This window comes from Mesorhizobium sp. M0500 (assembly GCF_040321165.1).
Lineage (GTDB): Bacteria > Pseudomonadota > Alphaproteobacteria > Rhizobiales > Rhizobiaceae > Mesorhizobium.
The window spans coordinates 260,734-279,354 of sequence record NZ_JAMYRB010000002.1; the positions used below are offsets into that span (position 1 = coordinate 260,734).

Below are 18,621 nucleotides of genomic sequence, written 5' to 3' on the forward strand. Positions count from 1 at the left end.
ACACCTGTTTTGCGCATAGACCGGCGATGATCAAGACCTGGAGGGCTGGGCCGGGGAACTGCCAGCACCGAGCCATAGGTAGCGGAACTTAGGGTTCTTCCTGGAACAGGCTGATCTGCTGCTGCGCCAGGTCCTTTGGCGCGTCGAGGCCGAGATGCCGCCAGGCATTGGCCGCCAGCACGCGGCCGCGCGGGGTACGCATGATGAAGCCTTGCTGGATCAGAAAGGGTTCGATGATGTCCTCGATGGCATCGCGTGGCTCGGAAAGCCCGGCCGCGATGGTCTCGATGCCGACCGGCCCGCCGCCGAAATTCCGTGCGATCATCGACAGATAACGGCGGTCGAGCGCGTCGAGGCCGAGCCCGTCGACCTCCAGCCGCGTCAGCGCCTCGTCGGCGACCTTGCGGTCGACATGGCCGTCGCCGGCAACGCTGGCGAAGTCGCGCACTCGGCGCAACAGCCGGCCGGCGATGCGCGGCGTGCCGCGCGCCCTCCGGGCGATCTCCAAAGCACCGTCGTCGCCGAGCGGCATGGCAAGGATGCGGGCGCCACGCCGCACGATCTGCTCGAGTTCCTCGACCGAGTAGAAATTGAGCCGCACCGGAATGCCGAAGCGGTCGCGCAGCGGGTTGGTCAACAGGCCGAGCCGGGTGGTGGCGGCGACAAGCGTGAAGCGGGCCAGGTCGATCTTGACCGAGCGCGCCGCCGGCCCCTCGCCGATGATCAGGTCGAGCTGGAAATCCTCCATCGCCGGATAGAGGATTTCCTCGACCGCCGGGTTGAGCCGGTGGATCTCATCGATGAACAGCACGTCGCGGTCTTCGAGGTTGGTGAGCAGCGCCGCCAGATCACCGGCCTTGGCGATGACCGGACCCGAGGTCGAGCGGAAATTCACGCCGAGCTCGCGCGCCATGATTTGCGCCAGCGTCGTCTTGCCGAGGCCGGGCGGGCCGACGAACAGCACATGGTCGAGCGCTTCGCTGCGCCCCTTGGCGGCCTCGATGAACACTTTGAGATTGGCCCGCACCGCCGCCTGGCCGACGAAGTCGCCAAGCGTCTGCGGCCGCAAGGTCTGCTCGGCGTCCTCGCCGCGTCTGTCGGGAGCAATGAGGCGTGGCGAAAGGCTCATGCGCATACCGCCCGAAAGAAAAAGTTTGTATCGATACCGATCAACGTCACCCGGCACCCTCTCGTTCGTCGCCGTGCTCCTCGCCAACAACATGGCGGCCCACTGCATCTCTTACCACCGCGTCGATCTGTTCCAGCGCAGCAGGCCCGTCAGGTGGATCGCCTAGAAATCCAGCGAGGTCGGCAAATTCGAGATTGCGCGGCGTTCCTATCAGGAGACCATCCACGACCGTCCACGCAACAGTATCGCCTGACTTGAGCGACAACTCGTTCCGGACTTTCTTTGGAATCGTAAGCTGCCCCCTGGAGGTCAAGCTTGCATATCCGACCATGCTCTTGTTCCTAGTCGGAATTTATTTGTCGGGCAACGTCTCACCGTGCCAGCTCCTTCAGCCCGAAGCGGATCAGCTTCGACGCGTCCGCCTCCTCGCCTGCCGTCTTCAGCGCCGCCGCCACCGCATTGGCGGCGGTGTCGCGCGAATAGCCGAGATTGACCAGCGCCGAGACGGCGTCGGTGATCGGCGCCGAGGCGACGCCCTCGCCGAGCTCCTGCTTCAGGCCGATGGTGCCGGAGGCAGTGCCCGCATAGGCCGGCGCCTTGTTCTTCAATTCGGTGACGATGCGCTCCGCCACCTTCTTGCCGACGCCCGGCGCACGGCTGACCATGGCGATATCGCGCAACGCAATCGCATTGGCGAGATCGGCCGGCGCCAGCGTCGACAGGATGGCCAGCGCCACCTTGGCGCCGACGCCTTGCACATTGTTCATCAACAGCCGGAACCATTCGCGCTCCAGCACCGACTGGAACCCATAGAGCCGCAGCATGTCCTCGCGCACATAGGTCTCGATGAACAGCACGACCGCCTCGCCCGGCCGCGGCAATGCCGCCAGCGTGCGCGCCGAGCAGTAGGCGACATAGCCGACGCCATGCACGTCGACGATGCAGAAATCCTCGTCGATCTCATCCAGCGTGCCTTTTAGCTTGCCGATCATTTGAGCGTGCCGATCATGCCGGGTGGGTTTCCGGAGAGATGATATCGAGGTCCGGGAAATAGCCGCGATAGCGCGCGGCATTGCGCGTCAGCAGGCGATGCCCGGCGACAACCGCATGGGCTCCAATAAAGAAATCCGGCAGCGTTCGTTCGCGAATGCCGCCGGCGCGGCGATAGCGGGAATGCGTGACACCGGCGAGGAAGGCTGCTTCCCACGGCAGGAATTCGCGATCCATCTTGAGCATGTCGGCTGCTTGACGAAGAGCCTGTTCGGTCGCAATCAACGGCGCGAGTTCGGACCAGACGATTGCATTGATAACAAGTGCGCCGTCGCGCCGGCATGCGGTAATCGCGGATGCCGACCATTTCGTCTCCCGTCCGGCAGGACCCCAAACGTCGATCAGGACATTTGTGTCAATCAATGTCGAGATCTTCACGTGGGCCCCTCAGCCATTCCATATATTCGTCCGTCGTCATGCCTCCCAGATCCAGCGTACCGGCCATACGATCGAGCATCTGGCTGAATCTGCGCGAGGCTTCCTCCTCCGACATGTTTTCGTCGACGGCTATGACACGAGCCCCGTCCTCGGTGGGGACGAACTCCACCTCCGAGCCCGGGCCGATACCCAGATGATCCCGTATTTCCTTCGGGATGGTCACTTGGCCCTTGGTGGTAACGCGCATGGTAATACCTCGTTGGTATTACTTATTGCCCACTGGAGAACAAGTCAAGAACATACTTATCCGGCCAGCGCCGCCATCCTGTAGGCGATGCTCTGCCGGTGATGCGCGTGACAGATGGCGATAGCCAGCGCGTCGGCGGCGTCGTCGCTGTCGAAAGTCGCCTTCGGCATCAGCACCTTGACCATCATGTGGATCTGCTTCTTGTCGCCATGGCCGACGCCGATCACCGCCTTTTTGACGGCGTTTGGCGCATATTCGGCAACGACAAGGCCGGCACGCGCCGGCACCAGCATGGCGATGCCGCGTGCCTGGCCGAGTTTCAGCGTCGCCGCCGCGTCCTTGTTGACGAAAGTTTGCTCGACCGCCGCCTCGTGCGGCATCGCGGCATGCAGGATCTCGGCGAGCCCGTCATGCAACTGGCAAAGACGCACCGCCAGCGCGGCCTTGTCGTCGGACCGCACCGTGCCGGAAGCGACGAAGCGAAGCGAATTGCCGAGGCTTTCGACTATGCCCCAGCCGGTGCGCCTCAGCCCTGGATCGATGCCGATGATGCGAATCGCTTCCCCCATCCGTCAACTTTAACCCCGGCGAGCAGCGATGCCAGCGAAATGTGAACAAACCAGAAACAGCAAGCCGAGTCTGGTTTAGAGAATGTTTGAGAATTCGCTCTGGCGAGACAGATAGCGTGGTTTTCGAGAACCGGAGCGGAGCGTACATAAGTACGCGAGCACCGGAAGCGCAGAAGGCTGCGCTAGTCTAGCCGTTTGAATAACTGTTGGCGCGAGCGACAGACGGTCCTCTGATCCTTTGGCGGATGTGACAGCCATCTCGGTTTCAACCGCGCAATGCTGCCGCAACGACGCTCTCCAGTGGCGTTGTCGGTCGACCGATCAGCCGGCTCATGGCGCCGCCGTCATCGAACAACGCTCCGCGTGAGGCTGCAATGTCGGCATCGGCCAGGATAGCGGCGAGATCGGCGGGCAGCCCGGCGCCTGTCAACACACCCTCATAGGCCGCCCCGGCAAGATCGTTGTAGGCGATCGCTTTGCCCGATTGCCGCGAGACCTTCGCCGCAAGCTCGGCGAGCGTGAAGGCTTGGTCCGCGGCGAGCTCGTAAGTCCTCCCTGCTTGATCCTCGCTCGTCAGCACCACGGCCGCGGCCTCGGCATAATCCTGCCGCGCCGCGGACGAGAAGCGCCCCTCATTTGCGGCGCCGATGAAGGCGCCGTGCTCCAGAGCCGCCGGGAGCGCCATCAGATGGTTCTCGGTGTACCAGCCGTTGCGCAGGATGACGGCGGGTAGGCCGGAGGCCGCGATGACCTCCTCCGTCTGCCGATGTTCGACCGCGAGCCTCGCGGGAGACGTGTCCGCATGCAGCATGCTCGTGTAAGCGATCAGCGAAACCCCCACCCGTTGGGCGGCCTTGATCACTGACCGATGCTGCGGCAAGCGGCCGCTGACTTCGGTCGAGGAAATCAGCAGCAGTCTATCGACGCCGGCCAGCGCCATCGGGAGCGTGTCGGGACGATTATAGTCCGCCTCCCGCACGACTACGCCGCGTTGGACAAGATCGCTGGCCTTTGCCGGATCACGAACCGCCGCAACGATCCGGCTGGCCGGAACTGTCTTCAGCAGTGCGTCGATCACGAGACGGCCAAGCTGTCCTGTTGCTCCAGTTATTGCGTACATCGTTCTGTCCATTTCGTGGTTGGATGGATTGAGAGCCTCAGATAGCGGCTCTCGTTACCATCGGAAACCACGTATCTTGTAGTTACCATCATTTTCCGGTAACCAACTGGAAACTCCCATGGAAGATGCGCGATGGTCCTCAGGATGCGAACGAAGGTGAAGGCGCTTCCCGGCTGCCCAATGTCGAGGTGCATGGCGCTGCTTGGCGGGTGCTGGACACCCGAGGTGCTCTGGTCCTTGAGCGACGGCCCGCGCCGGTTCTCCGAATTGCGCCGCGATATCCCAGCCATTTCGGCGAAGGTGCTGACCGGCAGGTTGCGCGATCTCGAGGAGCGCGGCGTCCTCGCACGCCACGTGATGCCGACATCGCCGCCGACCGTGGAGTATGAGCTGACGTCATTGGGGCAGGAGCTGCTCCCAGCGATCAGGTCTATCGTGGAGGTCGGATCGCGCCTGCTGCTGCGTGATTCTCCCCGCCTGATGATCGCGAGCCCATCCCTTCGCGGTTAGTCTAGATGGTCGCCGGAGTAGAATTATGAAACGTTCTCTCAGCCGCGGGCGAAAGCCGTGTTTAGCAGCGTGATCTGGTCTGAGACCGGATTGACGCGACGGCTCGACGGCGGCACCTCGGCGAGGCCGCCATAGATCTCCTCGTCCATCCGGCGCACCAGCGCCTGCAGCCGCAGCGAACGGTTGACGAGGTCGATGAAATCCTTCGGCAGCTCGGCCCAGCCGGGCGCCTCCTCATGCGCGGAGGCGGTGTCGAGACGCACCTTGGATTTTTCTGAGGCCACCTGATCGCGGGTCATCTCGCCGGAATTCGCCGCCCGCTGCAAAAGCAGCCACGAGGCGACCTGCATCAGCCTGGTAGTCAGCCGCATCGATTCGGCCGCATAAAGCGTCGCCGCCAGCCTCGACAGCTTCTTGGCCTCGGCGCGGCCCTTGCCGTCGAGATATTCGGCCGCCTGCTCGACCAGGCCCATGCCTTCCTGATAGAGCGGCTTGAAGGATTGGGAGAAAACCCGGCGCTCCGCCAGCTTGATGGTTTTCGCGCTCGCCTTCGAAGGCTCGTTCATCGCTACGCCCCTGCACTTGCCTGACAGCCGGCCGATTCGGCTCTTGGCCGCCATATCCGGCAGCCTAAACGACTGAAGCTTGAAAATGCGCTTCGCTGCCAGCGAAGGCAAGCACATGTTTAACAAACGGTTAACGGCCGCATTTAGCCGGAAGGACGCCCATGCCGGCGGACAAAAAAAGAGCCGCGGATAAGGCGGCTCTCAGGAGTTTAACAGGGAGGCGTCAAACAAAGTGGCTCCAACCACTCGGTAAGAATCCAGATCACTGGATGGACATAGTAAACGCCTGTAAAGCTTAACGAAGCCTTAACGCGGGGCATATTTCTTGATCAAGCGCCCAGCATCTGTGCCGTAACAGCACAGCTGACTGGCTAAGCTGCCGTTCTCACCACCGGCTGGAAAGTCGGGGCGACGCGCTTGCGCCATGTTTCCTCCAGGTCGTGACCGACATACCGAAACAGATCCGCTCGCCGCGCGACATCGTTCCGAAACAGGCGCCGCGGTAAACGCCCGCTCCTCGCAACGAGGCGGAGCAAACCTTGCGCTCCGGCAAATCATCAAATCTCTCAAGGAGCGAATAATGGACTGGTACTCGGCCGTTAAATTTCTGCACATCGTCTCGGCGATCCTCTGGGTCGGCGGCGGCTTCACGCTGATGCTGCTCGCGGTACGCGCCGACCGCGCTGGAAACGTCGAAGGCATGCTGCAGGCGATGCGCGCTACCGGCGAGCTCGGCAACCGGTTCTTCGCGCCGATGTCGATGCTGACATTGCTCTTCGGGCTCATCATGTGCGGCTTCTGGATCGGCTTTTCCGATCTGTGGGTGCTGATCGGCCTTGCCGGTTATGCGACGACCTTCTGCATCGGCATGTTCATCTTCAAGCCGACTGCCGACCGCATGGCAGGCATGATCGCCAAGGAGGGCGTGACGCCGGCAGTGCTTGCCCAGGGCCAGCGCGTCCTCAGCGCCGCGCGCTTCGACTATTCGGTGATGCTGGTGATCATCGCGGACATGGTGCTGAAGCCGACGCTGCACGACATCACCATTCTGGGCTGCATGGCGCTCGTACTGGCAACCGGCATTGCCCTGGCGCTTGGCAGGACGCGGCAGCTGCTGCCGAGTGCCGCCTGAGGTGTAAGGAATCCGGCGGCGGCCGAATGGGGCCGCCGTCTTACAGGAGGCCGGCGATGCCGTCCCACAGAAGCTTGACCGCGACGACTGCCACGGTCGCATAGGTGAAGGGATAGAACAGCTCCGGCCGCATCCGCCGCACCAGCCAGGCGCCGGCGATTGTCGACAGCGGCGCCAGCGGCATCAGCACCGCCGACGCGGTCAAATTGGTGGTATCGAACTGGCCGAGCGCGAAATAAGGGATGAGCTTCAGCGCATTGGTAACGGCGAAAAAGATCGCCGCGGTGCCCGACAGCACCTTCGGATCGAGCCTGATCGGCAGCGCATAGACCTGAAAAGGCGGGCCGCCGACATGGGCGACGAAGCTGGTGAACCCGGCAACAGTACCCCAGAAGCCCGCAGCGACGCGGTTGGGCTCCGCCGCGTGGCCGGCACCGTGGCGGAGTTGCAAATAGAGCCAGCGCAGCACGAAGATCAGGGCAACCGCGCCGACGATCAGCCGCACCATCTCTTCGGTTACAAGTGCCGCCGTCAGCCAGCCAAGGGCGATGCCGATCACGGCGCCCGGCATCATGTCGGCCAGCATCTTGCGGTCGAAGATGCCCCACCACGTCCACACCGAGACAATGTCCATCAGGCACAGAATTGGCAGAAGAATTGCGGCAGCCTGAACCGGCGGCATGGTCAGCGCCATCAACGGCACGCCGACAAAGCCGACGGCGCCGCCGAAGCCGCCTTTCGACAGGCCGACGAGGATGACGGCCGGAATGGCCGCGGCATAGAACCAGGGATCGACGAGCAGGCCTGACATGGGAAAGGACGCTGGAGGGAAAGTGATCTCTGGAATAAACCAGAAATGATCGGACCGCGACCGCAAATACTTGGGCCACGCCACCGAACCCGTCACATGTTTGGCATGTCGAGCGGTGGCGGGCGTCTCCGGATCGGCTGCGCCTTGATGATGGCCGTGCTGGTTTCGGCCTTGTCGGCGATGCGGTCGAGAATCCCGTCGAGCTCGCCGATCGAGCGGACGAACAGCCGGGCAACGAAGCAGTCATCGCCCGTCACCTTGTCGCATTCGCCGAATTCCGGGATTTCCTCGATCAGCTTCTGGACGATGTGCAGCTTGCCCGGCAATGGCCGGATGCGAACGATCGCCTGCAAGGCGTAGCCGAGCGCCTGCGGATCGATGTCGATGGTGAACGCGCGGATGACGCCGCGATCCTCTAGCCGCCGAAGCCGCTCCGAAACGCTTGGCGACGACAGCCCGACCTGCAGCGCCAGTTCCTTCAGCGAGGTCCGTGAATCCTTGACCAGGATATCGAGGAGCTTTCTGTCGAGCTCGTCCAGCATTTTACAATTCCAAGAAAAAGCCGATGTTTACCTAATTTAATGAGGTTCATCATGCATATCACCAACTAGAAGTGATGGAAAGACCCGATCCGCTGTGGGATTATAAAATCTCAACGGATTTCAGGAGCATCCATGGACAACACGGTACGCGGCACGATCGAAATGACGGCGGCGATGGCGATCCTCGGCACGATCGGCTGGTTCGTCGTGCTTTCCGGCCAACCCATCATGGACGTGGTGTTCTGGCGCTGTGCTTTCGGGGCGGTAACGCTGCTGATCATCTGCGCGGCGCTGGGACTGCTGCGCGGCAGGCTGTCGCTTCGCATTGTCGCGATCGCGGCGCTCGGCGGTGCTGCCATCGTTATCAACTGGCTGTTGCTGTTCAGCGCGTTTTCCCGCGCGTCGATCTCGATCGCCACGGCTGTCTACAATACGCAGCCCTTTATGCTGGTGGGTTTTGGCGCGCTCTTCTTCTCCGAACGGCTGACGGTGACCAAGCTGACCTGGCTCGGCATCGCCTTCGCCGGCATGCTGCTGATCGTGCAGGCCGCGCCCGATGCAGGCGATCATGGTACGGATTACTTTACCGGCATTGCGATGGCGCTGGCCGCGGCTTTCTTCTGGGCCGTTGCGGCTATCGTCACCAAGAAGCTCAAAGGCACGCCGCCGCACCTGATCGCCCTGATCCAGGTCTGCGTCGGCGTTCTCATGCTGGCACCCTTCGCCAATCTCACCCACCTTCCCGTCGATGCGCGGAGCTGGGTCATGCTGGCGACACTCGGCATCGTCCATACCGGTCTGATGTACATCCTCATGTACGGCGCCATCCAGAAGCTGCCGACGCATCTGCAGGGATCGCTGTCCTTCATCTATCCCGTCGTCGCCATCCTCGTCGATGTCGTCGCCTTCGGCCATCGGCTGCATCCGGCGCAGATCGTCGGCGCCGCCGCCATCCTGGTCGCCGCGGCCGGCACGAATCTCGGCTGGTCGCTGTGGAAATCGAAGGTGCCTGCGTAGGGCCGCAAGCGACCAGGCGAGGAGAATTTCGGCCAACGGCAGTCATGCGCCGAGCCCTATGGAATCATTGACGGCAATCGTGATCCCCCTGCCGCCTGTTCAATCCCCGCACTTTGCTCTATGCCGCAATGCAACCATCTTCGCCCGGCATAGGCGATAACCGGGATCGAACACCAATGAATGACGCAACGCCGCCCAACCGCTGCCGTATCGTGCTGATCGCGCCGCCGAACGTGCCGGCCGAGCGCATCGCCGCGGCCTTCGACGGCGGTGACGTCGCCTCGCTCATTCTGCCGGAAAACGGTATGGACGAGGCCTCTTTCCAAGCCTTTGCCGAACAGATCGTGCCGGTGGCGCAAGCGGCCGGCATTGCCGTCATCATTGCCGGCGACACCCGCATCGCCGGCCGTGTCCAGGCCGACGGCATCCATGTCGAGGTCGGCAAGGACGAGCTCGCCGAAACGATCGAACACTTCCAGGCCAGGATGATGGTCGGCACCGGCGGCGCCAAGACCCGCGACGATGCGCTGGAACTCGGCGAGGTCAGGCCTGATTACATTTTCTTCGGCCGTTTCGGTTACGACAACAAGCCTGAGCCGCACCCCCGCAACCTGTCGCTCGGGCAATGGTGGGCGGACGTCATCCAGATCCCCTGCATCGTCATGGCCGGATCGGATCTTGCCTCGGTGGAAGCGGTCGCCGCCACCGGCGCTGAATTCGTGGCGCTGTCCAGCGCCGTTTTCACCGACGGCGTCGATCCGAAGATGGCGGTCGCCGCCGCCAACGCGCTGCTCGACGAAACCGCGCCGCGCTTCGAGGACTGACGTGCTCTCGCGGAAAATCCTTTTCAGCGCCTTTCTTGCAACGGCCGTGACGCAGGCGATAGCGGCGGAACCCGTTCCGCTGCCGCAGCCCAGGCCGGATTCCAGCGAACCTGCCGACAAGCCCATCGCCGCACAATTGCCGCAGCCCGCCACCACCGCCCCGTTGCCGTCGGCCGATACCATCAACCCCGACCGCTTCGGCGCAAAGCCGTCCGACGCTGCCTACGGCGCCTTTCAGCGCGGGCTCTACAAGACGGCCTACAACCTTGCGCTTTCGCGCGCTCAAAACGGCGATCCGGCGGCACAGACGCTGGTGGCCGAGATATTGTCGCGCGGCCTCGGCGTGCCGGTCGACGCGGCAGGGGCGGCGAAGTGGTATGCGCTTGCCGCCGAGCAGGGCGTGCCGGAATCGCAATTCCAGTATGCGCTGATGCTGCTCGACGGCCGCTACGTCAAAAAGGACGAGAAGGAAGCCTATGCGCTGATGCAGGCCGCCGCCGAGGCCGGCAACCGCCTGGCGCAGTTCAATTTTGCGCAGCTGATGGTCGAACAGGAGCCCGGCGATGCCGGTATTGCCAAAGCCGTGTCCTATTACGAGCGCGCTGCCGCGACCGGGCTTGCCGACGCACAATATGCGATGGCACAGGTCTACGCCAATGGCGCCGGCGGCAAGCCGCGCGACGATGTCCGCGCCCGCGGCCTGCTGGCACAGGCCGCGCGGCAGAACTACGACACGGCACAGATCGATCTCGCAACCTGGATGATCGAGGGGCGCGGCGGCGCCCGCGACCTGAAATCCGGCTTCAACTGGATGAAGCAGGCCGCCGAGGGCGGCAATGTCGCCGCCCAGAACCGTCTCGCCAAGCTCTACATGAACGGCATCGGCACCGACCCGGATCTGATCCTCGCCGGCGCCTGGTATGTTGTCGCCCGCCGCGCCGGGCTCATCGACCAAGAGATGGACGATTTCCTGCAGGGCCTGACCGACGAGCAGACGCAGCAGGCGCTGCAACGGGCCAACCGCCTGCCCTGACCGCGGTCTCGCGACTCATTGCACCAGGCTCATCAGGCGGACTCATTGCGTATGATCGAGCACGACCTTGCCGAAGGGAGAGCCGTGTTCAAGGTACCGAAAGGCTTCGGCGGCCCGGCTCCATGGCACGACCCGGTCGATCACCGGTCTCAACCGGTTGACGACAATGGCGCGGTTCATCGCCTCGAAGGATTCGCGTGAGCCCACCGGTATGCCTCGCGCCCGGACCTGCCGGCGGAAGATGTCGAGCGGGTTGATGGCGCCGTCACTGCCGCCGAGATAGCCGATGACGTTGATCTGGGCGCCGCGCGCCGCTGCCCTCAGCGATTGTGCAAAACTCTGCGGTCCGCCAACCTCGATGATATGGTCGGCGCCGCGGCCATCCGTTAATCCCAGCACGGCCGATGCCCAATCGGGGACGCTGCGATAGTTCACGCCATCCTGCGCGCCAAGTTGCTTTGCCCGCGCAAGCTTCTCGTCGCTGCTCGACGTCACGATGACGCGCGCCCCGGCAGCGGCGGCGAACTGCACCGCAAACAGCGAAACGCCGCCGGTGCCGAGGCAAAGCACGGTGTCGCCGGGTTTGACGCTGCCCTCCGTAAACAGCGCGTGCCATGCCGTCACGCCGGCGCATGGCAGCGTCGCCGCTTCGAGGTCGCTCAGATTGGCCGGCGCCAGCACCGCCGCCTGTTCGTCGAGCCGGGCAAATTCGCTGAGCAGCCCGTCGATCGGGCCGCCACGTTGATAGGATGGCTCGGCCATGGCGAAACTGCCGCCGACCCAGCGCTGCCAGAACGTGCCGCAGACCCGGTCGCCGATCTTGAACCGGCTGACCTCGGCGCCGATGGCAACGACTTCGCCGACGCCGTCCGACAGCGGCACCAGCGGCAATGCAAACTTCGTGTGATAGCTGCCGCGAACGATCTCGGCATCGCGGTAGTTCAGCGCCGTCGCCTTGACCTTCACAATCATCTCCTGGCGCCCTGGCTCAGGCATCGGCCGCTCGACCATTCTGAGGTTCTCGAGGCCGCCCGGGCTCTGCAATTCGATCGCCTTCATCGTCGTTCCTTTCCAGCTGGGGTCCTGCCGGAAGAAAATCGCTTGCCATCCATCGGATTTCAAATTCATAATGTTCAGGATAATTATGCTTCTATGACATGTTCGGGTGTGTCGTGCTTGAAGAACTGAAAACACTGGCCCTCTTTGCCGAGGAGGGTTCGATTCAGAAGGTGGCGCAACGCCTGCCATTGACGCAGCCGGCCGTCACCCGCCAGATCCAGCGGCTGGAGGAGATGCTCGGCACGGAATTGCTCGACCGCCGGCTAAAGCCGTCGCGACTGACCCCGGCCGGCGTAGAGGTGCTGGCACGCGGCAAGGAAATTCTCGCCGCCGTCGCCGCGCTGAGATCATTCGCCAAGGGCGACGAGCCGGAGGGCCTGCTGCGGCTCGGCCTCGCGCATGGACTTTGCGACAAAGCCGTGGCCGCCGCCATTGGTGATGCCGTGGCCCGGTTTCCGAAGGTCTCGCTGCGTCTGAAGAGCGGCTGGAGCCTTGAGTTGGCCGACCAGCACAAGCGCGGACAGCTTGACCTCGCCGTCATCCTGGACGGCAGCAATTCCAAAGCTGGCGACGGCGTTGTCGGAACCGAGGCCCTCGGCGTCATCGCTGCCGAAAGCACTGTCCGGCAAGCCGACGTCAAGACCATGCCCTGGATCCTCAGCCCTGAGCCTTGCGACGCGCGCCGGCGGCTGACGGCTGCCCTTGCTGAGGGCGGGAACAGATTGACTGTCGGCGCCGAGATTCAGGACAGCGCGCTGCAGATCGACTGGGTTCGTCGAGGCCAAGGCCTTGGCCTGCTGCCCAGGCGGCTGCTGCGGGAAAAGCTGCCGCAGGGCATTGCCCTGGTCGACGCTCCCGGCCTCGAGCTGTCGCTGCGAATTGTCGTCCTGCGTTCGCCGCACCTGCATCTTTTGAGAGAGGTCGCCGACGCAGTGACCGAGGCCGTCACCGCGACTGTCAGGACGGACTGAGGCCGCCACGCCGCGCTGCCGGGCCAGCTTCGTTCCCGCTTCATCGGAAGGCGCTCCTTGCCTCTGCTGGCGATTTGTGGTCTTGGAGGCGCCAAATTGCCCTTTGCGGCGATCATCTCATTTCCGGATCACCTCACCATGGCCAAGATCAATGGCAACGAAATCCGTCCCGGCAACGTCATCGAGCACGATGGCGGCCTTTGGGTGGCGGTCAGGACCAACACCGTCAAGCCCGGCAAGGGCGGCGCCTACAACCAGGTCGAACTCAAGAACCTGATCAACGGCACCAAGCTCAACGAGCGCTTCCGTTCGGCCGAGACGGTCGAGCAGATCCGGCTCGATCTGAAGGATTTTTCCTTCCTCTACGAGCAGGGCGACGCGCTGGTGTTCATGGACACCGAAAGCTACGAGCAGCTCGAATTGCAAAAGGAGTTCGTCGGCGATCGCGCCGCCTTCCTGCAGGACGGCATGATGGTGACGGTCCAGCTCTATGACGAAAGGCCGATCGGCATTTCGCTGCCCGACCAGGTGACGCTGACCATCACCGAGGCCGACCCGGTGGTGAGGGGCCAGACGGCAGCCTCGTCCTACAAGCCGGCGATACTCGAAAACGGCATCCGCGTGCTGGTGCCGCCGTTCATCGGCTCGGGCGAGCGCATCATCGTCGATACCAACGAAATCACTTACGTGCGCCGCGCCGACTAAGGCGTGATCCCAAAGAGTTGCAGACTTTTTGGATAAGATCATGCGTCAAGGCAAATAGGCGCAGCGACAGGAAGAACAGCAATGGCGCGTTCCGCGATCCTCAATGTCATGGTCCAGGCCGCAATGAAGGCCGGCCGCTCGCTGTCGCGTGACTTCGGCGAAGTGCAGAACCTGCAGGTCTCGATGAAGGGGCCGGGCGACTATGTCAGCCAGGCCGACCGCAAGGCCGAAGACATCGTCTTTGCCGAACTCTCCAAGGCGCGGCCCGGCTACGCCTTCCTGATGGAGGAACGCGGCGTGATCGAGGGCGACGACGGCCAGCACCGCTGGATCGTCGACCCGCTCGACGGCACCACCAATTTCCTGCACGGCGTTCCGCTCTTTGCCGTTTCGATCGCGCTGGAGCGCCAGGGCCAGATCGTCGCCGGCGTCGTCTACAATCCGGCGATGGATGAGCTCTATACCGCCGAGCGCGGCGGCGGCGCTTTCATGAACGACCGCCGGCTTCGCGTCGCCGGCCGCACCAAGCTGGTCGATGCGGTGATCGGCTGCGGCATGCCGCATCTCGGGCGTGGCCAGCACGGCAATTTCCTCATCGAGTTGCGCAATGTCATGGCCGAGGTCTCTGGCGTCCGCCGTCTCGGCTCCGCCTCGCTCGATCTCGCCTACGTCGCCGCCGGCCGCATGGACGGGTTCTGGGAAACCGGCCTGTCGGCCTGGGATGTCGCCGCCGGCATTTTGCTGATCCGCGAGGCGGGCGGTTTCGTCTCCGATTTCGCCGGGGGACAGGATGTGCTGAACGCCGGTTCCCTGGTCGCCGGCAACGAACTCATCCAGCGCGCGCTGTTGAAGACTATCAAAAGGCCACTCTCAGCCGGCTGAGAGGCACGCCGCGCTGAACCGCCGCAGTCGCAAAACCGCAACCAAAGCTTGAAATACTGTCCCGCGACCGCCCAGATAAGGTGGCGCAGGATCATCGATGACGAACAGCCGGCCCCAACCCCAGAGCGAACTCTCCCAGCTCGACATTCCCTTTATGGGGCGCTGGCATTACTCGCGCGCCGAGATCATCGCCGACGGCATTGTCCACGCCGTGGGCATCGTGCTAGCGATCGCTGCCGGCTCGACGCTGCTGGCACTGGCCGCCTATCGAACCGGCCCCGGCGAATACGTCGCCGCCGCCTTCTATGTAGTCTCGCTGCTCACCGTGCTGTCGGTTTCGCTGGCCTATAATGTCTGGCCGGTGTCGTCGCCGGCAAAATGGATTTTGCGGCGCTTCGACCATGCCGCGATCTATCTGCTGATCGCTGCCACCTACACGCCTTTCCTGGCCCAGCTCGGCGGCTCGCCGCTGGCCGTTTCCATGATCGTCCTGGTCTGGACCGCCGCGGCGGTCGGCATCGCCATCAAGGTCTTTCTTCCCGGCCGTTTCGACCGGCTGGCGATCGTCTTCTACCTAGCCATCGGCTGGAGCGGTATCGTTCTGGTGGAGCCGCTCGTGCGGACGCTGCCGGCGACATCGATCGCGCTCATCGTTGCCGGCGGCATCGTCTACTCCTGTGGCGTGATCTTCTTCGCCTGGAAGGGCCTGCGCTTCCACAATGCGCTGTGGCATGGCTTTGTCGTCACCGGCGCCGGCCTGCATCTGGCCGCCATGGTCGACTGCCTGGTCATCAACCGGCTTTGACCTCCGGTCGCGGACAGTGGCAATATTGCCAAGCGCCATTCAATTTCGTCACAATTCCGTTTAGAGTCGCAAACACAAATTGATCGGCGGCGACGGCATCGGAAACGGGGCACGGATGACTCTTCTCAGATCCTTCGGCATGGGCAGGCGCTCCGACGTTCTGATCTACGATCCGCACAAATTGTCGAGCCCGCAGGTGTTTCTGCTGACCATGGTGATCTTTCTGTTCATCGTGGCCTTTATCGCCGCCATCCTGACGCGCCAGATCTCGACCGCCTTCGTCACCAATCCCGGCCTCAACGGCCTGATCATCGGTGTGCTGGCGGTCGGCATCCTGCTGGCCTTCGTCCAGGTCGGCCGGCTGTTCCGCGAGGTGCGCTGGGTCAACTCGTTCCGCGCCGGTTCCGAAACCACCGAACCGGTGTTGCTGGCGCCGATGAAGGCGATGATCGGCCGCTCCTCGACGATTGCTTTCTCGACCAGTTCGATGCGCACCATGCTGGATTCGATCGCCACCCGGCTCGACGAAAGCCGCGACACGTCGCGCTACCTTGTCGGACTGCTGGTGTTCCTCGGCCTGCTCGGCACCTTCTGGGGCCTGCTCAACACGATCGGCTCGATCCGCGAAACCATCGAGTCGCTCGATCCCGGCACCGGCGATGCCGCGGCCGTGCTCGAATCCCTGAAGCAGGGGCTTTCCGCTCCGTTGGCCGGCATGGGCACCGCCTTCTCGTCCTCGCTGTTCGGCCTCTCCGGCTCGCTGGTGCTCGGCTTCCTCGACCTGCAGGCCGGCCGCGCCCAGACGCGCTTCTATACCGAACTCGAAAACTGGCTGTCCTCGGTCACCGACCTGTCCTCCGACATCGTCGTTGCCGACGCGGCCAAGACCGAACCCTCCGAGGAAATCCGGCTGTTGTCGGAAAAGCTGCGCACTCTGCAGGAGAATGGCGGCGGCTCCAATCCGCGCGTCGCCACCGCCATGGCCAATCTCGCCGACGGCATTTCCGGCCTGGTCAAGAACATGCGCTCGGAGCAGCAGATCATGCGCGACTGGGTCGAGGCCCAGTCCGACGAGCAGAAGGCGATGCGCAACACCCTGGAGAAGATCGCCGACGCCTTGAAGAAGCCTGGAGTGCATTGACGTGGCGTTGGCACGAGGCCGGCGCTCCGACCGCCGCATCGATTACTGGCCGGGCTTCGTCGATGCGCTGTCGACGCTGCTGTTGGCGATCATGTTCCTGCTCACGGTTTTCGTGCTGGCGCAGTTCCTGCTCGGCCGCGAGATCTCCGGCAAGGACACGGTGCTCAACCGCCTCAATTCGCAGATCAACGAGTTGACCCAGCTTCTGGCGCTGGAGCGCTCGACGACGCAGGACAAGGAGGACACCCTTGCCAATTTGCAGGCATCGCTGTCTACATCGGAGGCGGAAAAGAGCCGGCTCGAGCAATTGCTGGCGCAAGGCGCCGGTGCCGGCGATGCCGCCAACCAGCGCGCGACGGCACTTTCCGGCGAGCTCGACAGCCAGCGCCAGATCAGCCAGCAGGCGCTGAGCCAGGTCGAGATCCTCAACCAGCAGATTTCGGCGCTGCGCAGGCAGATCGCAGCGCTCGAACAAGCGCTCGACGTGTCCGAAACGCGCGACCGCGAATCCAACACCAAGATCGCCGATCTCGGCCGCCGCCTCAACGTCGCACTGGCGCAACGCGTGCAGGAGCTAAACCGCTACCGCTCCGATTTCTTCGGCCGCTTACGTGAAATTCTTGCCGACCGCGAGAACATCCGCATCGTCGGCGACCGCTTCGTCTTCCAGTCGGAAGTGCTTTTCCCGACCGGCTCCGAGGTGATCAACGATGCCGGCAAGGTCGAGATGAAGAAGCTCGCCGATGCCATCATCGAATTGCAAAAGGAAATCCCGCCGGAGATCAACTGGGTGCTGCGCGTCGACGGCCACACCGACAACAAGCCGCTCTCCGGCACCGGCCGCTACCGCGACAATTGGGAATTGTCGACGGCGCGCTCGACATCGGTGGTCAAGTTCCTGATCGAGAACGGCGTGCCGGCCAACCGGCTGGTCGCGGCCGGCTTCGGCGAATTCCAGCCGCTGGACCCCGCCGATACCGAAGAGGCGCGCAACAAGAACCGCCGCATCGAGTTGAAGCTGACCGAGCGGTGATCTGCAAGCCTTCTTGTATCATGCGCCAGGTCGAGCCGGCTCAAGTCGGCGGCATTTAGGGCACTGGTGGGCAGCGGCAAGAGCTGAAAAAATTACCTTTTTTTAATTACACTTTGCCGCCATGGCCTTTTAGCCTTGGTCATGGGCCGAGAACCGCCGGCGGTGGAACCGCTCATCGCGACGCGACGGAACCTGACGGCCCGCGGCCGGAAGGCAGGACCCTCCCAACCACCGCCTTCCCCAGTAAAGGAGACGCAACCATGCGCTTCTTCGCTCCCAGGAATCTCAGGACTGCTACGCTCGCCACACTGCTCCTCGCCGTTCCGTTTGCTGGCGCTTACGCCGGCCCGCGTGCGACGGCCTTGATCAATCAGATCCAGAGCGTGGAGACGGGTATCCAGGGCGCCATCCGGGCGAACAAGCTCGAGCCGGGCGAGGCACGGGACTTGCGCACGCAGGTCGCTCAACTCGATCGGGCCGCCCAGAGGGCCGCACGCGATGGAACCATGCCGAGCACGCAATATCAGCAGTTGCTGGCGCAGCTCGACGATGTCAGCCAAAAGCTGCGCGCTGACACCGGCAGTGCCTTCCTCATCGGCAACGGCGCCGATGGCGGATACTATCCCAACGGCTATGGCCCAACTTATCCAGGCGGCTGAAATCGGCCGCAGTGCCCGGCGCTGTGGCAATTGATTTGCGCATGATCCCGTTCCAGCTTTCGGTTCAGGGATCATGCGCTAGCCCACCGCCAGTGCAATCAGCGCCAGCGCTGCCGGCACTGTCTCGATGAACAGGATTTTACGGCCCGCCGTCGCTGCCGTAAAGGCCGGCGACGGCGACGCAGAGCAGGAAGAAGACTACTGGAAACCGGCTTCGCCGAGGTAAAGCCCCAGATCAGGCTGGCTGCGAGAAAGCCGTTGTAAAGCCCCTGATTGGCCGCGAGCACTTTCGAGGCCCTGGCGAATTCCGGCGTCAGCCTGGATACCATATGGCCGCGCGGCGTGTCCTACAGCACCATCTCAAGATAGACGATGCAGAGGTGGATCACGGCCACCAGCCCGACCAGCACATTGGCGATCATGTTTCGTCTCCGCATC

General features: G+C 63.4%; 23 protein-coding genes and 1 pseudogene. 12 read left to right on the top strand and 12 right to left on the bottom strand.

Annotation, left to right across the window (positions count from 1 at the left end):
• Positions 1-88 precede the first annotated feature (88 nt).
• The 7 genes from ruvB to NKI70_RS05080 all read right to left on the bottom strand — a co-directional run bounded on the left by ruvB (position 89) and on the right by NKI70_RS05080 (position 4,493).
• The gene (gene ruvB / locus NKI70_RS05050) at positions 89-1,129 is read right to left on the bottom strand and encodes a Holliday junction branch migration DNA helicase RuvB (protein WP_023677999.1); all 1,041 of its coding nucleotides are present in this window, start codon (positions 1,127-1,129) and stop codon (positions 89-91) included.
• A gap of 46 nt (positions 1,130-1,175) precedes the next feature.
• On the bottom strand, positions 1,176-1,460 hold the full coding sequence (locus tag NKI70_RS05055; protein ID WP_023678000.1) for an AbrB/MazE/SpoVT family DNA-binding domain-containing protein: 285 nt from the start codon (positions 1,458-1,460) through the stop codon (positions 1,176-1,178).
• A gap of 40 nt (positions 1,461-1,500) precedes the next feature.
• Positions 1,501-2,121, bottom strand: coding sequence for a Holliday junction branch migration protein RuvA (gene ruvA, locus NKI70_RS05060; protein WP_023678001.1), 621 nt, complete (start codon positions 2,119-2,121; stop codon positions 1,501-1,503).
• 13 nt (positions 2,122-2,134) lie between these two features.
• Positions 2,135-2,557, bottom strand: a complete 423-nt coding sequence (locus tag NKI70_RS05065; protein ID WP_023678002.1) for a type II toxin-antitoxin system VapC family toxin — start codon at positions 2,555-2,557, stop codon at positions 2,135-2,137.
• Positions 2,535-2,804: an AbrB/MazE/SpoVT family DNA-binding domain-containing protein gene (locus NKI70_RS05070; RefSeq protein ID WP_023678003.1), complete on the bottom strand. Its 270-nt coding sequence runs from the start codon at positions 2,802-2,804 to the stop codon at positions 2,535-2,537. The genes NKI70_RS05065 and NKI70_RS05070 overlap by 23 nt, the downstream gene beginning before the upstream one ends.
• Positions 2,805-2,860: 56 nt before the next feature.
• The gene (gene ruvC, locus NKI70_RS05075; RefSeq protein WP_023678004.1) at positions 2,861-3,373 is read right to left on the bottom strand and encodes a crossover junction endodeoxyribonuclease RuvC; all 513 of its coding nucleotides are present in this window, start codon (positions 3,371-3,373) and stop codon (positions 2,861-2,863) included.
• Between the two features lie 265 nt (positions 3,374-3,638).
• Positions 3,639-4,493 (bottom strand): SDR family oxidoreductase, encoded by an 855-nt coding sequence (locus NKI70_RS05080; protein WP_023678005.1) that lies wholly within the window; start codon positions 4,491-4,493, stop codon positions 3,639-3,641.
• 192 nt (positions 4,494-4,685) lie between these two features.
• Between NKI70_RS05080 and NKI70_RS05085 the strand changes: the two genes are divergently transcribed.
• Positions 4,686-5,003, top strand: coding sequence for a winged helix-turn-helix transcriptional regulator (locus NKI70_RS05085; protein WP_245274745.1), 318 nt, complete (start codon positions 4,686-4,688; stop codon positions 5,001-5,003).
• Between the two features lie 38 nt (positions 5,004-5,041).
• On the opposite strand, the gene rcdA is transcribed toward NKI70_RS05085, so the two are convergent.
• Positions 5,042-5,569, bottom strand: a complete 528-nt coding sequence (gene rcdA, locus NKI70_RS05090) for a protease adaptor protein RcdA (RefSeq protein ID WP_352569592.1) — start codon at positions 5,567-5,569, stop codon at positions 5,042-5,044.
• 580 nt (positions 5,570-6,149) lie between these two features.
• Between rcdA and NKI70_RS05095 the strand changes: the two genes are divergently transcribed.
• The gene (locus NKI70_RS05095) at positions 6,150-6,701 is read left to right on the top strand and encodes a DUF2269 family protein (RefSeq protein WP_352569591.1); all 552 of its coding nucleotides are present in this window, start codon (positions 6,150-6,152) and stop codon (positions 6,699-6,701) included.
• 40 nt (positions 6,702-6,741) lie between these two features.
• Here the strand turns inward: NKI70_RS05095 and NKI70_RS05100 are convergent, their stop codons facing one another.
• Entirely contained in the window at positions 6,742-7,512 is a 771-nt protein-coding gene (locus NKI70_RS05100) for a sulfite exporter TauE/SafE family protein (RefSeq protein WP_352450835.1), read from the bottom strand.
• 92 nt (positions 7,513-7,604) lie between these two features.
• On the bottom strand, positions 7,605-8,054 hold the full coding sequence (locus NKI70_RS05105; protein ID WP_023678010.1) for an Lrp/AsnC family transcriptional regulator: 450 nt from the start codon (positions 8,052-8,054) through the stop codon (positions 7,605-7,607).
• A gap of 132 nt (positions 8,055-8,186) precedes the next feature.
• On the opposite strand from NKI70_RS05105, the gene NKI70_RS05110 reads away from it, so the two are divergent.
• From NKI70_RS05110 to NKI70_RS05120, 3 genes are all read left to right on the top strand, one after another.
• Entirely contained in the window at positions 8,187-9,071 is an 885-nt protein-coding gene (locus NKI70_RS05110) for a DMT family transporter (protein WP_352569588.1), read from the top strand.
• Between the two features lie 176 nt (positions 9,072-9,247).
• Positions 9,248-9,895 (top strand): thiamine phosphate synthase, encoded by a 648-nt coding sequence (locus NKI70_RS05115; RefSeq protein WP_352569587.1) that lies wholly within the window; start codon positions 9,248-9,250, stop codon positions 9,893-9,895.
• A gap of 1 nt (position 9,896) precedes the next feature.
• Positions 9,897-10,928 carry a tetratricopeptide repeat protein gene (locus tag NKI70_RS05120; protein ID WP_023678013.1) on the top strand — a complete coding sequence of 344 codons (1,032 nt, stop codon included), beginning with the start codon at positions 9,897-9,899 and terminating at the stop codon, positions 10,926-10,928.
• Positions 10,929-10,970: 42 nt separating this feature from the next.
• Here the strand turns inward: NKI70_RS05120 and NKI70_RS05125 are convergent, their stop codons facing one another.
• Positions 10,971-11,987 (bottom strand): zinc-dependent alcohol dehydrogenase family protein, encoded by a 1,017-nt coding sequence (locus NKI70_RS05125; RefSeq protein WP_023678014.1) that lies wholly within the window; start codon positions 11,985-11,987, stop codon positions 10,971-10,973.
• Between the two features lie 113 nt (positions 11,988-12,100).
• On the opposite strand from NKI70_RS05125, the gene NKI70_RS05130 reads away from it, so the two are divergent.
• The 7 genes from NKI70_RS05130 to NKI70_RS05160 all read left to right on the top strand — a co-directional run bounded on the left by NKI70_RS05130 (position 12,101) and on the right by NKI70_RS05160 (position 18,183).
• A complete protein-coding gene (locus tag NKI70_RS05130) occupies positions 12,101-12,958 on the top strand; it encodes a LysR family transcriptional regulator (RefSeq protein WP_198023577.1) in 858 nt (285 codons plus the stop codon).
• 138 nt (positions 12,959-13,096) lie between these two features.
• Positions 13,097-13,663: an elongation factor P gene (gene efp / locus NKI70_RS05135; RefSeq protein ID WP_023678016.1), complete on the top strand. Its 567-nt coding sequence runs from the start codon at positions 13,097-13,099 to the stop codon at positions 13,661-13,663.
• Positions 13,664-13,744: 81 nt separating this feature from the next.
• A complete protein-coding gene (locus NKI70_RS05140; protein WP_352696866.1) occupies positions 13,745-14,545 on the top strand; it encodes an inositol monophosphatase family protein in 801 nt (266 codons plus the stop codon).
• Positions 14,546-14,642: 97 nt separating this feature from the next.
• Positions 14,643-15,350 carry a PAQR family membrane homeostasis protein TrhA gene (gene trhA, locus NKI70_RS05145; RefSeq protein WP_023678018.1) on the top strand — a complete coding sequence of 236 codons (708 nt, stop codon included), beginning with the start codon at positions 14,643-14,645 and terminating at the stop codon, positions 15,348-15,350.
• 115 nt (positions 15,351-15,465) lie between these two features.
• Entirely contained in the window at positions 15,466-16,491 is a 1,026-nt protein-coding gene (locus tag NKI70_RS05150) for a MotA/TolQ/ExbB proton channel family protein (RefSeq protein ID WP_023678019.1), read from the top strand.
• Position 16,492: 1 nt separating this feature from the next.
• The gene (locus NKI70_RS05155; RefSeq protein ID WP_352644574.1) at positions 16,493-17,524 is read left to right on the top strand and encodes a peptidoglycan -binding protein; all 1,032 of its coding nucleotides are present in this window, start codon (positions 16,493-16,495) and stop codon (positions 17,522-17,524) included.
• Between the two features lie 260 nt (positions 17,525-17,784).
• Positions 17,785-18,183: a hypothetical protein gene (locus NKI70_RS05160; RefSeq protein ID WP_352454908.1), complete on the top strand. Its 399-nt coding sequence runs from the start codon at positions 17,785-17,787 to the stop codon at positions 18,181-18,183.
• A gap of 78 nt (positions 18,184-18,261) precedes the next feature.
• On the opposite strand, the pseudogene NKI70_RS05165 reads toward NKI70_RS05160, so the two are convergent.
• Positions 18,262-18,605 (bottom strand): annotated as a pseudogene (locus NKI70_RS05165) (DUF1304 domain-containing protein).
• Positions 18,606-18,621 lie beyond the last annotated feature (16 nt).

What these genes read in the sequence shown, in the direction of transcription:
- ruvB (WP_023677999.1), bottom strand. Translation starts at nt 1,129, where the DNA reads ATGAGCCTTTCGCCACGCCTCATTGCTCCCGACAGACGCGGCGAGGAC.
- NKI70_RS05055 (WP_023678000.1), bottom strand. Translation starts at nt 1,460, where the DNA reads ATGGTCGGATATGCAAGCTTGACCTCCAGGGGGCAGCTTACGATTCCA.
- ruvA (WP_023678001.1), bottom strand. Translation starts at nt 2,121, where the DNA reads ATGATCGGCAAGCTAAAAGGCACGCTGGATGAGATCGACGAGGATTTC.
- NKI70_RS05070 (WP_023678003.1), bottom strand. Translation starts at nt 2,804, where the DNA reads ATGCGCGTTACCACCAAGGGCCAAGTGACCATCCCGAAGGAAATACGG.
- ruvC (WP_023678004.1), bottom strand. Translation starts at nt 3,373, where the DNA reads ATGGGGGAAGCGATTCGCATCATCGGCATCGATCCAGGGCTGAGGCGC.
- NKI70_RS05080 (WP_023678005.1), bottom strand. Translation starts at nt 4,493, where the DNA reads ATGTACGCAATAACTGGAGCAACAGGACAGCTTGGCCGTCTCGTGATC.
- NKI70_RS05085 (WP_245274745.1), top strand. Translation starts at nt 4,686, where the DNA reads ATGGCGCTGCTTGGCGGGTGCTGGACACCCGAGGTGCTCTGGTCCTTG.
- rcdA (WP_352569592.1), bottom strand. Translation starts at nt 5,569, where the DNA reads ATGAACGAGCCTTCGAAGGCGAGCGCGAAAACCATCAAGCTGGCGGAG.
- NKI70_RS05095 (WP_352569591.1), top strand. Translation starts at nt 6,150, where the DNA reads ATGGACTGGTACTCGGCCGTTAAATTTCTGCACATCGTCTCGGCGATC.
- NKI70_RS05100 (WP_352450835.1), bottom strand. Translation starts at nt 7,512, where the DNA reads ATGTCAGGCCTGCTCGTCGATCCCTGGTTCTATGCCGCGGCCATTCCG.
- NKI70_RS05105 (WP_023678010.1), bottom strand. Translation starts at nt 8,054, where the DNA reads ATGCTGGACGAGCTCGACAGAAAGCTCCTCGATATCCTGGTCAAGGAT.
- NKI70_RS05110 (WP_352569588.1), top strand. Translation starts at nt 8,187, where the DNA reads ATGGACAACACGGTACGCGGCACGATCGAAATGACGGCGGCGATGGCG.
- NKI70_RS05115 (WP_352569587.1), top strand. Translation starts at nt 9,248, where the DNA reads ATGAATGACGCAACGCCGCCCAACCGCTGCCGTATCGTGCTGATCGCG.
- NKI70_RS05125 (WP_023678014.1), bottom strand. Translation starts at nt 11,987, where the DNA reads ATGAAGGCGATCGAATTGCAGAGCCCGGGCGGCCTCGAGAACCTCAGA.
- efp (WP_023678016.1), top strand. Translation starts at nt 13,097, where the DNA reads ATGGCCAAGATCAATGGCAACGAAATCCGTCCCGGCAACGTCATCGAG.
- NKI70_RS05140 (WP_352696866.1), top strand. Translation starts at nt 13,745, where the DNA reads ATGGCGCGTTCCGCGATCCTCAATGTCATGGTCCAGGCCGCAATGAAG.
- trhA (WP_023678018.1), top strand. Translation starts at nt 14,643, where the DNA reads ATGACGAACAGCCGGCCCCAACCCCAGAGCGAACTCTCCCAGCTCGAC.
- NKI70_RS05150 (WP_023678019.1), top strand. Translation starts at nt 15,466, where the DNA reads ATGACTCTTCTCAGATCCTTCGGCATGGGCAGGCGCTCCGACGTTCTG.
- NKI70_RS05160 (WP_352454908.1), top strand. Translation starts at nt 17,785, where the DNA reads ATGCGCTTCTTCGCTCCCAGGAATCTCAGGACTGCTACGCTCGCCACA.